The organism is Solibacillus sp. FSL W7-1464 (assembly GCF_038004425.1).
GTDB lineage: Bacteria > Bacillota > Bacilli > Bacillales_A > Planococcaceae > Solibacillus.
This window is the reverse complement of sequence record NZ_JBBORC010000001.1, coordinates 435,776-450,395: the sequence shown is the minus strand read 5'-3', so window position 1 is coordinate 450,395 and position 14,620 is coordinate 435,776. Positions and strand designations below refer to the sequence as shown.

The 14,620-nt window shown below is 40.1% G+C and carries 15 protein-coding genes; all 15 read right to left on the bottom strand.

The genetic code is table 11. From position 1 onward, the window contains the following. Positions 1-191 precede the first annotated feature (191 nt). On the bottom strand, positions 192-812 hold the full coding sequence (locus MKZ25_RS02265) for a GyrI-like domain-containing protein (RefSeq protein WP_340799948.1): 621 nt from the start codon (positions 810-812) through the stop codon (positions 192-194). 151 nt (positions 813-963) lie between these two features. Beyond that, entirely contained in the window at positions 964-2,166 is a 1,203-nt protein-coding gene (locus MKZ25_RS02260) for an MFS transporter (protein ID WP_340799947.1), read from the bottom strand. Between the two features lies 1 nt (position 2,167). Further along, positions 2,168-3,448 (bottom strand): TRAP transporter large permease, encoded by a 1,281-nt coding sequence (locus tag MKZ25_RS02255; protein WP_340799946.1) that lies wholly within the window; start codon positions 3,446-3,448, stop codon positions 2,168-2,170. Continuing rightward, complete coding sequence (locus MKZ25_RS02250) at positions 3,445-3,954, bottom strand: TRAP transporter small permease (protein ID WP_340799945.1); 510 nt, start codon at positions 3,952-3,954, stop codon at positions 3,445-3,447. Before MKZ25_RS02250 ends, MKZ25_RS02255 begins: the two co-directional genes overlap by 4 nt. 39 nt (positions 3,955-3,993) lie before the next feature. After that, a complete protein-coding gene (gene dctP / locus MKZ25_RS02245) occupies positions 3,994-5,010 on the bottom strand; it encodes a TRAP transporter substrate-binding protein (RefSeq protein ID WP_340799944.1) in 1,017 nt (338 codons plus the stop codon). Between the two features lie 214 nt (positions 5,011-5,224). Further along, a complete protein-coding gene (locus MKZ25_RS02240) occupies positions 5,225-5,998 on the bottom strand; it encodes a 2-keto-4-pentenoate hydratase (protein ID WP_340799943.1) in 774 nt (257 codons plus the stop codon). After that, positions 5,995-7,008, bottom strand: coding sequence for a 4-hydroxy-2-oxovalerate aldolase (dmpG, locus tag MKZ25_RS02235; RefSeq protein ID WP_340799941.1), 1,014 nt, complete (start codon positions 7,006-7,008; stop codon positions 5,995-5,997). The genes MKZ25_RS02240 and dmpG overlap by 4 nt, the downstream gene beginning before the upstream one ends. After that, positions 7,005-7,895, bottom strand: coding sequence for an acetaldehyde dehydrogenase (acetylating) (locus tag MKZ25_RS02230; RefSeq protein WP_340799940.1), 891 nt, complete (start codon positions 7,893-7,895; stop codon positions 7,005-7,007). The genes dmpG and MKZ25_RS02230 overlap by 4 nt, the downstream gene beginning before the upstream one ends. Positions 7,896-7,906: 11 nt before the next feature. After that, on the bottom strand, positions 7,907-8,686 hold the full coding sequence (locus MKZ25_RS02225) for a 2-keto-4-pentenoate hydratase (protein ID WP_340799939.1): 780 nt from the start codon (positions 8,684-8,686) through the stop codon (positions 7,907-7,909). A 16-nt stretch (positions 8,687-8,702) separates the two neighbouring features. Next, positions 8,703-10,163 carry an aldehyde dehydrogenase gene (locus MKZ25_RS02220; protein ID WP_340799938.1) on the bottom strand — a complete coding sequence of 487 codons (1,461 nt, stop codon included), beginning with the start codon at positions 10,161-10,163 and terminating at the stop codon, positions 8,703-8,705. Between the two features lie 111 nt (positions 10,164-10,274). Beyond that, complete coding sequence (locus MKZ25_RS02215; protein WP_340799937.1) at positions 10,275-10,733, bottom strand: RidA family protein; 459 nt, start codon at positions 10,731-10,733, stop codon at positions 10,275-10,277. Next, a complete protein-coding gene (locus tag MKZ25_RS02210) occupies positions 10,733-11,737 on the bottom strand; it encodes an amidohydrolase family protein (protein WP_340799936.1) in 1,005 nt (334 codons plus the stop codon). Before MKZ25_RS02210 ends, MKZ25_RS02215 begins: the two co-directional genes overlap by 1 nt. Further along, positions 11,734-12,291, bottom strand: coding sequence for a 3-hydroxyanthranilate 3,4-dioxygenase (locus tag MKZ25_RS02205; RefSeq protein WP_340799935.1), 558 nt, complete (start codon positions 12,289-12,291; stop codon positions 11,734-11,736). The genes MKZ25_RS02210 and MKZ25_RS02205 overlap by 4 nt, the downstream gene beginning before the upstream one ends. Before the next feature lie 83 nt (positions 12,292-12,374). Continuing rightward, the gene (locus MKZ25_RS02200) at positions 12,375-13,124 is read right to left on the bottom strand and encodes an IclR family transcriptional regulator (protein WP_340799934.1); all 750 of its coding nucleotides are present in this window, start codon (positions 13,122-13,124) and stop codon (positions 12,375-12,377) included. 16 nt (positions 13,125-13,140) lie between these two features. Then, positions 13,141-14,619 (bottom strand): 4-hydroxyphenylacetate 3-hydroxylase family protein, encoded by a 1,479-nt coding sequence (locus MKZ25_RS02195; protein ID WP_340799933.1) that lies wholly within the window; start codon positions 14,617-14,619, stop codon positions 13,141-13,143. Position 14,620 lies beyond the last annotated feature (1 nt).

Genomic DNA, 14,620 nt, shown 5'->3' with positions numbered 1-14,620 from the left:
GCTAGCATATTAAGCAACTACTTGTACGAAAACAATGTTTGTCAACATCAGGTTCAGCAGCGAAATTTGGGTTCAAAACCCATCTTGGGCCCACTCGCTACTGCGCTTCAGGATTCGGGTTTGCCCCGCGTTCAGTAAATTATGAATGATAAAAAGGAAACATCGAGTGTGCTGCTGGTGTTTCCTTTTTATCATTCATTTTTTTCCACACGATAGCGCAGTAACGTTTTTAATCGATCCCCTGCTACTTTCCGTGGGTCTGATAAATAAATTTCACGGTGCACCAATGTTTTAATGTGCAGATTATTGTTTTCAATAAATTCCCGCATGACCGAAAACGTCTCACTTTCTGTAGCAAATGGCCCGATATGCAGCATTTGAACTGATAAACCATCCGCTATCTCGTCAAAGTAAATTTCGGACAACAGCTCATTTCGCTTTTTATTCCGCGCTACTTCCATCGCTTTTTTGAACATGGCTTCATCCACAAATTCCGGCTGGCGAATCATAATCGTATACATAAGATCATCTAGGTGGAGCTCTTTGGAATCATAATTCTTTTTATCCCACAGCCCTTCAAGCGGATAAACCGTGTACTCAAAATAATCATCCGGCGCGAATCCATTTTTATGACTCATGCGAATCGTATACGCCAAACTGTACAGTGCCTCCACGCGTTTTTTAAAGTCTTCTCCATTTGGATTACCTTCACCTTTGATACAGATATACTTCTGTCGGGGCACGTCCAGTAATACCGGCTTGGCTTTTGTACCGTACAGCTCTTTTTCGTGCTTTTTATATTCATGCTTCATTTCATCCACCCCTTTACTTAAAGATACACGCTTTATAATGTTGGCCGCAATGTTCTTAGAGGGATTGTTCTTATATAAAACAAACAAAATTAATGAAACAAAATATAAGTGTGGTGTTATAGTGCTAAGACACTCAACCGCTTTATCACAGCTACTGATTCATACTATTTAGTTTCTTCTCACAAAAAAGCCTCACAACAATAATGAGTGCACATACAATGCTTACACAAACTAAAAAAGCCCCAGCTTGTACATAACTTGATTTATCTAAAATAAACCCAAAAAGCGGTGGGATAATAAAAACACCAACGGACGCAAATGTCACACTATATCCACTCGCCGAACCACTTAAGGTTTTCGACACGCTTTCCACAGCCAGGTTCATCCAAACACCATTAAATCCTGATAGCGAAAATCCAATAGTAGCAATGACTGCTAACAACAGCAGATGATGTTGCACAATATGTAAAGCATATAAAGCAGGTGGCAGCCAAATTGCAATTATTAATAGCGCGATCCAGCGGTTGCTGTTTAAAAACTTGTCGCTAATTACTCCCCACATTACACGACCAAGTGCTCCGAAAAGTTCGGAACAAGCAAGTGCCCATCCGGCTAAATAAATCGCCCATTGTTTTACCTCGATTAAATATAATAGTAGATACGTATTAAACGTTACTTGTATGCCCATTAAAATGAGCGCTACTAAAGTAGTAAAAAATAATGGCCCAGAACTAATTATTTTTTTTAGCTGTGAAATCAATGACGTTTCCATCGCACTATGTGAACGGAAATTCTCCTCATAGGGCCTCAAGATAAAATAAACAACTAAACCAATTATCATTAAAAAAAGGGATGCCATCGCAATGGTATGCCGCCATCCAAAATCTTCGGCAATGGCGATTAGTAGTATACTTGCTAAAGCAGAGCCAAGCGTAATTGACATTTGCTTTAAGCCCATTGGCAACGCTATTTTTTCGATAGGATAAAGTTGAACAAGCATTTTATTCGTTACCGGATGCATCCCGCCATAACCAATACCTGCTAACATAATAAAAAATAGCGTGATAAAATAATTGCCTTCAATTGTTGCAAGCAACAAAAAACCGCTACCGACAATTAACATCAGCATTAACAAAAGTCGATGGGTCGCGACTTTATCGGCGATAAATCCCATCGGCAATGTTGCGATAAATTGTCCCACAAATAAGGCAGTTGGTAGAAAGCCAATTTGAAAATTAGAAAGCGCAAAACTTTCTCCAATATACGCAGCAAACGGATTTAAGCTACGGCCTACAAATGCGGTAAATAGCTGAGAAATAACGATGAGTAAAACGAACCACCTTAACTGTTTCATATTAAAATCCTAGGAATCTTGGAATAAACAACACTAAATCGGGAATGTACGTAATAATGAATAGTACAACGACCGATACGATAATAAATGGGAAAACAGCTTTTACTAGCCGTTCAAACTTAATATCAGCCATAGATGATACGATAAAGAGCCCCGTACCTACTGGTGGTGTTAACAAACCTAATGTTAAGTTTATACAAATTATAACTCCAAAATGTATCGGATCAATTTCAAGCGCGTGTACAAGTGGCATTAATACTGGTACTAAAATAACAAGTGCAGCAATACCATCGATTAACATCCCGACAATTAATAATAAAACATTAACTAATAGTAGGAACACCCATGGGCTCTCTGTGAAGCTCAAAATTAAATCGGCCATTAATTGAGGAATCTGCTCAAATGCTATCATCCAACCAAATATGTTGGCCATTATAATTAAAAATGTTACCGTCGCAGTATTTGTTACTGTGTTGACAAGCATTTTTGGAAACTTTTTAATATCTAGCTCTCGGTAAACAAATAACCCGATGATAATCGCTAAAAAGCACGCAACTGCCGCTGATTCTGTCGCTGTAAAAATACCGCGTAAAATACCCACCACCACTATTAAGGGAATCAATAACGCCGGTAACGTCTTAAGTATCCCCTGAAAAATCTCCTTAAAAGAACTGCGCTCACTTTTAGGGAAATTATGTTTGTAACCCATATATGCGATCATTCCCATAAAGGCCAATCCATACAAAATTCCTGGTAAGATTCCTGCCATGAACATCGCGCCAATCGAAGTACTCGACAATGTTCCATAAATAATAAAAATCATACTCGGTGGAATAATGGGCGCAATAATTGATGAAGCAAGCGTAATTGCTCCTGCAAATTCCCGCTTATACCCCTCTTTTTCCATTTGTGGCACCATAACTTTACTCATCATCGCAGCTTGAGCGTTGGCAGAGCCCAAAATAGAAGCTAAAAACATATTCGCCACGACTGTTACATACGCCAATCCACCACGAAAATGTCCTAAAATCAGCTTTGCAAAATTAACTAGCCGTGTTGTAATACCACCTTCATTCATAATTTCACCCATTAACATGAACAATGGAATTGCTAATAAACCAAAATTTTCGAGCCCCGAAAACATACGTAGCGGTGTCGACTCAAGCAGTAAAGCTTGCCCATTAATCAAAAAGTAAACAACTGTCGTTATCCCCAAAACTAAAGAAATCGGAATACCTAAAATTAATAAAATGACAAATACTGCGATTGTAATAAATGTCATACTAACTCATCTCCAATCTCTTTTTCTTTTGGTTTTTCTTCATTTTTAAATAGACGAACTAGACGCGCGATAATGTGGATTGTCGCAAATAAAATGCCCGTCGGTACCGCACTATACGGAATCCACATTGGCATGCCAAGCGATGTAGATTTTTGGAGCATTGTTGAAGGTAGCATAAGCCACTTTACAGAATATACGAAAATAATGATTAAAAAGACTAACATAATCACATCTTGGACAATCTTTAAAATTCGTTGCTTATTCTCTGATAAAGCATCGAGTAAAAAAGTAACTGCGGCTTGTGTACCATACTTCAAGCCCCAGCTACCTCCTATGAATGAAAACCAAATGAATAAGTAAATCGAAACTTCTGTTGCCCAAGGGAGTGGATCCGATAATACGTAGCGGAAAAATACAGCTGTTACCATGACAATCGTTAAAACTGCCATTGAAACACCCATAATCACTTCCTCTACTCTTGTAATAAAATTGCTGAGCTTCGTCATCCTACACCCTCCAAATCCCTGTTCGAATACTATATTTAATTAACGGTTTTCTTCAATAAATTGCTTAATTAATTCTGATTGGCCTCCATATTCGCTATCGAATGCTTCAATTTGCTCCTTAAATACGGTAGCATCTAAGTCATATACTTCCATACCTTGTCCTTCCAGTTCTTTGCGGAAGTCCTCTTCCTGACCAGCACGCGTTGTTACTGCATATTCACTCGCTACTTTCCAGGCCTGTGTAACTGCATCTTGTGCATCTTGTGAAAGTTCATTAAATTTTTTCTCATTTGTTAAAATTGTTGAAGGCCATACCATGTGATTCGTTACTGCCACATATTTTGCAATTTCAGCATATTTATTTGTAATCGTTGCGTCTAAATCCATATCCATGCCATCAATTACACCCGTTTGTAAAGCTGAATAAACTTCCGTTAATGATAACGATTCTGGCGCTGCTCCTGCATTACGATAAAATGATTGTAGCGCTGGACTTGGTGTTACTCGTAATTTTAAGCCGTTTAAATCATCCGTTGAGTTAATTTTAGCGTCCTTCGTTACGATCGTACGTTGACCAGCGAATAAATATGTTAAGCCTTTAAGTCCTGTACCTTCTACTTTCTTCAACACTTGCTGACCTAAGTCTGATTGCGCTGCTGTATTCGCTTCTTCTAATGTTTCGAACAAATATGGTGCAAACCATGCTGCCATTTCTGGTGTACGAGAAGTTAAATATGCCGCTGTAATCATCGCCATATCAACTGATCCAGCTTCCACCTGCTGAACCATATCTGCCTCAGAACCTAACTGACTTGCCGGGTAAATTTCAACTGACATTTTGCCTCCAGTAATCGACTCCAACTCTTCTTTGAATTTTTCAGAAGCTTGATGCCACATATGATCCGTTGGTGTAATATGCGCTAGTTTAAACGTTACCTTTGGATATTCACCAGTTCCTGCTGAAGCGGTATTATCTGCTTTTTCTTCATCATTACTACAAGCCGCTAAAACTAGAATTAACATAAGCATTGCTGCAAAACTTAAAAACTTTTTCATGAAATTTCCTCCCTTTTATCCTTGTTTTTTTATACTTGGTCATCTTCTCACTCGCGGTATCTCTAATAATTAATTGTGCGAACGCATCTTCTTTCGGAGCATTAACAACTCAATACAAGTGTCTCTGTGTCATTTCATAAATAGTAGTTTGTTTTTGTTTCGCATTGCAAAATACAATAATTGAATTTCTGTTATTAGTATCTAGTAATCTATATTACTTCACATTAATCGTTAAGCTACCTAGTGCACCATAATCTGCTGTTACGATATCACCTGATTTCACAGCCACCGCATCAGTCATCGCACCAGCTAATACAAGTTCACCAGGCTGTATACCACGCCCTTCTTTGCTCAGCATATTAAGCAGGTCTATTACCGAATTAATCGGATGCTCTAAAATAGCTGCACCAATTCCTTCATATTTCAGCTCATTATTGTAATATACATCTACTTTTATTTGAGCCCAATCAGTTGTAGTCGGTGCATATGGCTGACTACCCAATAAAAACTTTGTGGATGAGGCATTGTCGGCAATTACATCCATTAAAGAAAAGGAAAAGTTTTCGTAACGACTATCAATAACTTCCAGCGCTAAATACACATATTCCACTGCCGACCATACTTCGTAAGGCATTAAATTTTCTCCTGCAATTGGTTTTTTAAATGTAAAAGCGACTTCCGGTTCGATGCGCGGATGAATGTGATCTGCTGCTGTAATTTCATTGTTGTTCATTAACATATTATTCGTTAAACGACCGTAAATCGTTGAGTCTACACCAACTTGAAGTTGTTTTGCCTTGCTCGTCAAGCCCATCTTCCAACCTATAAATGCATTACTTGATGAAATCGATTTTTCGATACTAAGACGTTGAATTTCATATGCCTCTTCAAATGTTAACGATGGATTGCTAATCGTAATTTTTTCGATTGCTTTTTTTTCTGATTGAGCAGAAGCAATGCGCTCTACATATTCATAAATTGTACTCACAATACACTCACCTTTTTTTCTGCCATTTGTTGTGCTACTTCAATAATCATATCTTCTTGTCCACCTACTACTTTACGCTTACCAAGCTCCACTAAAATATCTCGGGCATCGACCTCGAATTTCTCCGAGGCAACGATAGCATGACGTAAAAAGCTTGAATAAACACCTGCATAGCCCATAATAAAGCTGCCACTCGTAACCTCTTGTGGTGCTGGCAAAATATTAGCACGCACTTCATCTGCTAAATCGAGCATTTTGTATAGATCAATACCAGTTTCATAACCTAAGCGATCTAATACCCCGACTAAGACTTCCGTTTGTGTATTTCCTGCGCCTGCACCTAGACAGCATACACTTCCATCAATACGATTTGCACCAGCTTCAACTGCCGCAAGAGTGTTTGCAACTGCTAAGGATAAGTTATTGTGCGCATGGAAGCCAATGTCTACTGACAAATGAGCCTTTAACAAACTAATGCGTGCCGTTACATCACTTGGTAGCATTGCACCTGCAGAGTCTGTTACGTAAACAGCATCTGCACCATATACCTCCATTAGCTTTGCCTGTTCCAATACAACTTCCGGTGGAGCACTATGTGCCATCATTAAAAATCCAACTACCTCCATGCCCATCGCTTTTGCTGTTTCGATATGTTGCTTTGATACATCAGCTTCTGTGACATGAGTTGCTACGCGTACCATACGAGCACCTGCATCATACGCCTCTTTCAAGTCTTCGATCGTACCAATTCCCGGTAAAAGCAAAACAGCAATTGTTGAGTTACCGGCCTCTTCCACCGCGGCTTTAACGAGTTCTATGTCATATACCTTTGAAAAGCCATATTGTAAAGAGGATCCGCCTAAGCCGTCGCCGTGGGTCACTTCGATATAAGGGACCCCAGCTTCGCTAAGTTGTTTTGTTACACTGCGCACCTGTTCTTTTGTAAATTGGTGCCCTACAACATGGCTTCCGTCTCGTAACGCTACTTCTGTTATCAATAACTTTTTCATGATATTTGCACTCCTTCTTGCTGGAGCTGCTGCGCAATCATTTCAGCGACTCTTAAGCCTGCAGCCGTCATAATATCTAAGTTACCAGCATACACCGGCAAATAGTCTCCTAGCCCTTCCACTTCTAAAAATACCTTTACTTCGAGTCCATCCACCAAAGGCTCCATCTTCAACCGGTAGCCTGGAACATATTCCTTGACCGCCTGCACGATTTCTTCAATTGATTGCTTAATTTTTACTGGATCTTTCACTTCTTCCTCCAATAAACATGAAATAGTATCACGCATAAGCATTGGTGGCTCTGCAGGATTTAAAATAATAATCGCTTTTCCTTGTTTAGCACCGCCAACTTGCTCGATGGCACGCGCTGTTGTTTCTGTAAATTCATCAATATTCGCTCGTGTACCTGGCCCAGCGCTTTTTGAGGCTATTGTGGCAACAATTTCTGCATAAGCAACATTTTGTATACGCTGAATCGCATATACAATTGGTATAGTTGCCTGTCCACCGCAAGTAATCATATTTACAACTGGCTGTTCAATATGCTTTTGTAAATTAACAGCCGGTACAACAAACGGTCCGATTGCTGCCGGTGTCAGGTCAACTATACGTTTTCCTAGAGGCACCAATGCATCAATATGCGTTTGATGTACTTTTGCTGAAGTAGCATCGAATAATATATCTGCTAGCTCAGGTTGCTGCAAAAATCCTTCAATACCGTTTGAAATTGTGTGTATCCCAACATCTTGCGCACGCTTTAATCCATCAGATGTCGGATCAATACCAATTAACACGGACATTTCCAAAGAGTCCGAGCGCATGACCTTTTTCATCAAATCCGTACCGATATTGCCGGAACCGATAATTCCTACTTTCACTTTTTTCATAGAACCTCCTATTAACGACAACTTAGTTGAATTTTTCCGAGCACTTCACCAAAGTCCGCTGTAAATTCGTCCCCTGGGCTTGCATCAAGTGCAGCAGATAGAGCACCCGATAAAATCACTTCTCCCTTTTTCACCCCAATATTAAAATCAGCTAAACGGTTTACGAGCCATACAACACATGCGGCAGGATTGCCTAAAACATCCGTCCCTTTTCCACTATTAATCAATTCACCATTTTTATAAAAATTCATTTCCACAGCGGGTAGATTAATCTCTTCGATTGGCTTCTTTAAATCCCCTAACACATACTTTGCTGACGATGCGTTATCCGCTATCGTATCCAGTAATTTAATTTTCCAATCTTTTATACGACTATCAACGATTTCAAGGCTTGCAACGACGTAATCGGTTGCTGCAAGCACTTGTTCCAACGTAACATTCGGACCAATTAAATCTTCCTTCATGACAAACGCAATTTCAGCTTCTACTCGCGGCTTAATACATTCACTGCAATTAAGGACGTTGTTTGTTATAGCCATCGATGCCAGTAAATGTCCATAATCTGGTTCATCCACATTTAACAGCTGCTGCATCGCGTGTGAAGTTAAGCCAATTTTTTTGCCTGTAATAATATCACCGGCATTTACTTTACGATGTATCTGCTCAAGCTGAATTGAATAGGCATCCTTCAAACTTAGACTATCGATTTGTTCCGTCAATGGAGTAATGCCTTGACGCGTTTTTTCTGCCTGCGAAATTCTGCTAGACCATTCAATTAAATTTACACTCATCATGGGTCACCCGCTTTTATAATTTGATTGTTACGTTCGATTGCTCACAATAAAATTCGAAACTATGTGCGCCACCTTCACGTCCGATTCCACTTTGCTTCATACCGCCAAACGGTGTACGTAAATCCCGCAGATACCATGTATTCACCCATACAATTCCCGATTCGATTTGCCCAGCTACACGGTGTGCACGGCGTAAATCATTCGTCCAAATTGTCGCTCCTAAGCCATACGTTGTATCATTCGCATAACCAATTACTTCTTCTTCTGAATCAAATGGCAATACCGTAACGACTGGACCAAAAATTTCTTCTTTTACACAGCGTGAATGTTCATCTAATCCAACAATAATTGTCGGCTCGATAAAGTAGCCCTTTTCCATAGATGTCGGTCGCCTTCCGCCTGTTAAAATTGTGCCGCCTTCTTCTTTAGCAATATCTATATAGTGCATGACTTTTGCGTAATGTTCCTTCCCTACTAATGAACCGATATTCGTTTTAGAATCAAATGGATCTCCGACAACCAGCTCTTTCGTACGGGCCACAAATTTTTTCAAAAAGTCATCCATGATGGAACGTTCTACGTATATGCGTGATGCACACAAGCATACTTGCCCTTGATTACGGAAGCTTGAATGCAGTGTCGTTTCCACCACTTCGTCAATATCTGAATCCGCGAAAATTATGGCAGGGTTTTTACCACCAAGCTCAAATGACACTTTCTTTAACGTTGGGGCAGCAGCCTTCATAATTGTAGTTCCTGTACGGGTTTCTCCAGTAAAAGTTATCGCATCCACTAATGGGTGCTCTGATAAAAATGCCCCTGCAGAATCTTTTCCGAAACCATGTACAACATTGACAACCCCATCAGGAACACCCGCCTCCTTACAAATTTCTGCGAGCTTTGTTGCGGTCATCGGTGTTAGTTCCGCAGGTTTCATAACGGCTGTACTCCCTGCAGCTAAACACGGGGCAAGCTTCCACGTTAATAATAAGAGCGGCAAGTTCCAAGGATTAATCATTGCCACAACTCCTACCGGTCTCGTTACGGTATAATGCAGTGCAATATTGTCCTGATTAAATGCTTCATTTCCTAACGACGTCACATAATCGGCAAAAAAGTGAAAGTTATGTGCTGCGCGTTTAATATCCATCTCCATTGCCAATGCGTAAGGTTTTCCTGTATCAAGCGCTTCAAGCATTGCAAACTCTTCTACATTTTCCAAAATAAGATCACCTATTTTGCGAATCACCTGCGAGCGCTGTTTCACTGTAAACGTAGACCATTCGCCTTTTACCGCCGCCTTAGCTGCTTTTACCGCAAAATCGACTTCATCCTGAGTTGCTTCAGCTACCCAACCGATTACTTCTTCAGTTGCTGGATTAATATTTAAAAACTTCCGATCTTCAGTCGCCTCGATATAATGTCCATTAATAAAATTGCGACAATCAATTCCCTTTATCTGCACTTGTTGCATATCTTCCTACATTTAATATGTAGGATTCACCTCGCTTTACTTCGATGTATAAAATAAGGCAACCTTAAAGAAGATAAAGCTGTTACTTCCTTAAAGCTGCCGCACTTGCTGTTATTCTTCTACTTCAACAATCATCTCAATTTCGATTGCTGTATTATTCGGCAATTGCGCCATTCCCACTGCTGAACGTGCATGTTTTCCCTTTTCGCCAAATACTTCAACAAGTAAATCCGATGCGCCATCCATTACTTTTGGCTGCTGTGTAAAATCAGGAGCAGAATTAACCATTCCTAAAATTTTTACAACGCGCTTCACCTTCGATAAATCTCCTAATTCATGTTTTAGCACTGTAATTAAGTTAATCATTGACTGCCGTGACGCCGCATAGCCCTCTTCAACTGATAAATCCTTACCAAGCTTACCGTGATATTGATCAACACCTTGCCCTGATGTGAAAATTAAATTTCCCGTACGAACACACCCTACATAATTCCCGACTGCCGAACGTGGTTTCCCTAGCTCGATGCCTAGCTTCTCCAACTGTGATTCTGGCGTTTGTGTACTATTCATTATTTACTCACACCAACCTTCGCTAAATTTAAAAACTGGCGCGCATTTTCGCCAAGAACAGCATTCTTCACTTCGTCTGAAAGCTGCAGCGATTCATCGATGACTTTACCTGGATTAATTTCACGTAGCAAAAATGGGTAATCCGATCCCATAATGATCTTGTCATGACCAAAGCGCTCTAACAAAAAGGCAAAATTGTCTTTATCGTAAACGAGCGAATCGAAGTAAAATCTTTTAGCGTAATAACTTGGCGGATGCTCTGTAAGACGTAAATCCGGCCAGACATCCCAGCCTTGATCTAGGCGAGGTAAAATATATGCAAATGACCCTCCCCCATGTGCAAAGCATACTTTGAGGTTCGGACATTTTTCCATCACTCCGCTCCATATTAAGCTCGCAGCGGCAAGAGCTGTCTCACTCGGCATACCTATTGTGTACATAAAGTTATGACGTGGTGTACGATCTTTTGCCATCGTTTCCCATGGGTGAATAAACAGTGGCATCTCCAGCTCTTCAGCAGCTTTGAAAAATGGCAGCAAATAGTCTGCATCTAAGTTTTCGCCATTGACGTTTGTTCCGATTTCAATACCGGCTAATCCAAGCTCCTTGCAACGTCGCATTTCTTCAATTGCTACTTGCGCATCCTGCATTGGCACGGTGCCTAACCCAGCAAAGTGTGCCGGATATTCCTTTACTATGTTAGCGATAAAGTCATTTTGGAATTGTGCCATTTCTAGCGCTTGCTTCACTGGTGCCCAATAGGAAAAAGTAACAGGTACAGGTGAAATAACCTGCATATCCACGCCTTCTTTTTCCATATCCTCAATACGTTTTTTGGGGTCCCACACTTGATCCGTTACTTCCCGAAACACATTGCCGCTTACCATAATGTCTGCTCCACAAGAACATTTCTGCTCCATTACCGGCCATTTATCGTTATCGTACTTCTTTGCAAAATTCGGTAAATTCAGTGGATAAATGTGTGTATGGAAGTCGATTCTCATACTTGCCATTCCTCAACTTTTTCTGCCATTACATGACCGCACTTATCACATGAACGTAATTCCTCCGAGCCATTGAACTTTGCAATCCCTTCTGCAATCTGCTGTCCAATATTTGTTACTTGCAACGTTACACGGTGTACTTCATGATCACATTTTTCACATAGCCATACTAAGTCCTCGAGTTCACCTTCTTGACGTTTATATTCAATCACGATACCGTATGTGTCAGCTACTCGGTGCGGAGAATGAGGTACATTGCCTGGTAATACGAACATCTCACCTTCTTTTACTTCGATTACTTCTCGTTTTTTTTCATCATTAATGATTTCAACATAGCAAGAACCTTTTACTTGGTAGAAAATTTCATCAGAAGGGCTTACGTGAAACTCACGACGTGCATTTGGACCGCCAACTAACATCACTAAAAACTGAGAATCATTCCAAAGTACCGTATTATTTACTGGTGGCTTTAATAAATCTTTGTTTTCCTCTATGATTTTCCAAATATTTTTAGAGCGTGCTTGCATTTTGCTAACTTCTGTAAAATTGTTCATTTTAAAACCTCCTATTTATTTGTGCTATGCGTCTGGCTTACAAGTTTTCTATTAATAGAAAGTAAGCTGATTACATTAAGCATTTAAATTGTTATATAGCCAATCTCCCGCGATATTGTCTGCGCAGAGCGGATAACCTCATTTAAAATAAGCTGAAAATTATGTTCCTGAACGTAATTGATATCACATACGAAGTTCAATGCTGCAATTACTTGCCCGCTATAGCTTTTAATTGGTGCGGCAATTCCAAATGTCCCTGTATCATTTTCCCCCTTGCTAACAGCAAAGCCTTTTTTATAAATCCCTTTTAGCTCTGCCTTCAAATCAGCAATATCAGTTATCGTATTTTCCGTAAACTTCTCCATACCATAGTGCTCAACCGCCTTTACAAACGAAGGGTTATAGGCAAGCAGAACTTTACCAATACTTGTGGCATGAGCCGGAAATCTTGTTACACCGATATATGTCGGCAATACTTCTGATTGGGGTGAAACATTTTTAAATATGAATCGGACTTGACCATTATCGAACATTCCAACATGAACGCTGCCTTTAAAGCGATTTACAATACTTGCTGCAATTGGTGTAACCTTTTCATTTATCTCCTGCTGATACATGACTTTATTACTCCACTCTAAAATACGCCAGCCGAGTCGATATTTACGGTCTTTATCTTGCATTAGTATATTTTCCTTGCACATCGTCTTTAAAAAATGGTGTGCTGAGCTAACAGGAAGACCTAACATTTCTGCAATTTGTTTGTTTGACAAAGCTGACTCACTTTCGAAAAATAAATCAATAATTTGTGCCATTTTACTTACAGAAGCGATCATTCCTATTACCTCCTGATTAGTTTATCTGTGGCTCTTTTACCGTATCTTCCTTCATTAAAATAGCATCAGCTAAATCAAGTGCATTGTCCTTTTTGTACTTGTTGTAGAAAATTGCGCGTTTACGAATTGGATCTCCAGTATAATAACGCTCATATTGCAATGCACGCATCCCAAATGCCTCTCCACATAAATCCCAGGCTAGTTTGAAAATTTTCATTCGAGCCTCTGCGTCGATACCTGCACGACCTCCATAATGACGATCAATCGTTGGACGCAGCTCCTCACTTAAGAAGTCTGCCTCTGTTGGCATCATGAGTAAGCCCCCTGCACCAATTTTCTGCATTACTTCGATTGTACGTGGATACATGTCTGGCATCATACCGCGAATTGTTTCTAGTACGATTGGATTTAATCGAGCCTCTCCGTACTCTGTAATTGTATATTCATGCTCCGCTGTACGCAGAAGTGAACGAATAACCTCTGTATTTTGAATTAACTCCCCTAAATCTTGTTGCACATGTAAGTATTGATCCGCTCCGATTGAATCTGCCACTTTACATGCAACTTCCACTGCAAATTTCAGTTTAATATAGCCACGTACACCCGATTGATGTGCTGGCTGTTCAGCAATACCCGTCATAGGATACAACAAGTTTGCTGCTTCAACATTGTTATATAGGAATACTTTATCCCAAGGAACAAGTACATCTTCGAATACAAGTAGAGCGTCCATCTCTTCATATCTCGATGCAAGTGGATGATCGAATGTTGAACGTGTACCATCCTGCACTGGCTCACGACAAATAATTTTCAACCCTTTTACATCAACTGGTACGGCAAACGCCAGCGCATATCGCTCATCGCCAGGCGCAAAACCTGGGAACGAATAAACAATCACTTCATCTGTCAATGCCGCCAATGTCGCCAGCATTTTTGCCCCGCGCACAATAATTCCTTCAGGTCGTTCCTCTACAACACCGAGATGCGTAAATTTATCAGCCTGTTCATGCGAATTTTTACTCCGGTCATTTTGAGGATTCACAATCGCATGTGTCAAGAAAATATCGTTATCTCGCAAATGCTTATAGTAGTTTTCAATATTCGTTGCCCAGTCTTCATTATATTTGCGTAAAAACCAAGAATTTTGAGCCAATGATGTAACAACTGTATTTAAGAAATCCGGTGTACGCCCCATTAATCCAAAAGTTTGACGTGCCACCACCTCAAATGCCTTACTTCGCTTCATAATATCATCATAATTATGTGGCATTAAAAAGGATGTTGCCATACGCTCTCCCGTTTCCTCACACATTACAGTTAAATCATCCTGATATTCGGGATCATGCTGCATATCATACAACTTTGCAATTTCCTGTGCAGGTTGTTTAAAATATGGTTCATCCAAAACATTTTCTACGATTTTTCCGTTTAACCAGATTTCTGGCTTGCGTGACTTTAAAGCTTCAATATATTGTGCTCCAGTACGAATCCCCACC

What these genes read in the sequence shown, in the direction of transcription:
- dmpG (WP_340799941.1), bottom strand. Translation starts at nt 7,008, where the DNA reads ATGAAAAAGTTATTGATAACAGAAGTAGCGTTACGAGACGGAAGCCAT.
- MKZ25_RS02250 (WP_340799945.1), bottom strand. Translation starts at nt 3,954, where the DNA reads ATGACGAAGCTCAGCAATTTTATTACAAGAGTAGAGGAAGTGATTATG.
- MKZ25_RS02225 (WP_340799939.1), bottom strand. Translation starts at nt 8,686, where the DNA reads ATGAGTGTAAATTTAATTGAATGGTCTAGCAGAATTTCGCAGGCAGAA.
- MKZ25_RS02260 (WP_340799947.1), bottom strand. Translation starts at nt 2,166, where the DNA reads ATGAAACAGTTAAGGTGGTTCGTTTTACTCATCGTTATTTCTCAGCTA.
- MKZ25_RS02265 (WP_340799948.1), bottom strand. Translation starts at nt 812, where the DNA reads ATGAAGCATGAATATAAAAAGCACGAAAAAGAGCTGTACGGTACAAAA.
- dctP (WP_340799944.1), bottom strand. Translation starts at nt 5,010, where the DNA reads ATGAAAAAGTTTTTAAGTTTTGCAGCAATGCTTATGTTAATTCTAGTT.
- MKZ25_RS02205 (WP_340799935.1), bottom strand. Translation starts at nt 12,291, where the DNA reads ATGAACAATTTTACAGAAGTTAGCAAAATGCAAGCACGCTCTAAAAAT.
- MKZ25_RS02230 (WP_340799940.1), bottom strand. Translation starts at nt 7,895, where the DNA reads ATGAAAAAAGTGAAAGTAGGAATTATCGGTTCCGGCAATATCGGTACG.
- MKZ25_RS02210 (WP_340799936.1), bottom strand. Translation starts at nt 11,737, where the DNA reads ATGAGAATCGACTTCCATACACACATTTATCCACTGAATTTACCGAAT.
- MKZ25_RS02220 (WP_340799938.1), bottom strand. Translation starts at nt 10,163, where the DNA reads ATGCAACAAGTGCAGATAAAGGGAATTGATTGTCGCAATTTTATTAAT.
- MKZ25_RS02215 (WP_340799937.1), bottom strand. Translation starts at nt 10,733, where the DNA reads ATGAATAGTACACAAACGCCAGAATCACAGTTGGAGAAGCTAGGCATC.
- MKZ25_RS02255 (WP_340799946.1), bottom strand. Translation starts at nt 3,448, where the DNA reads ATGACATTTATTACAATCGCAGTATTTGTCATTTTATTAATTTTAGGT.
- MKZ25_RS02200 (WP_340799934.1), bottom strand. Translation starts at nt 13,124, where the DNA reads ATGATCGCTTCTGTAAGTAAAATGGCACAAATTATTGATTTATTTTTC.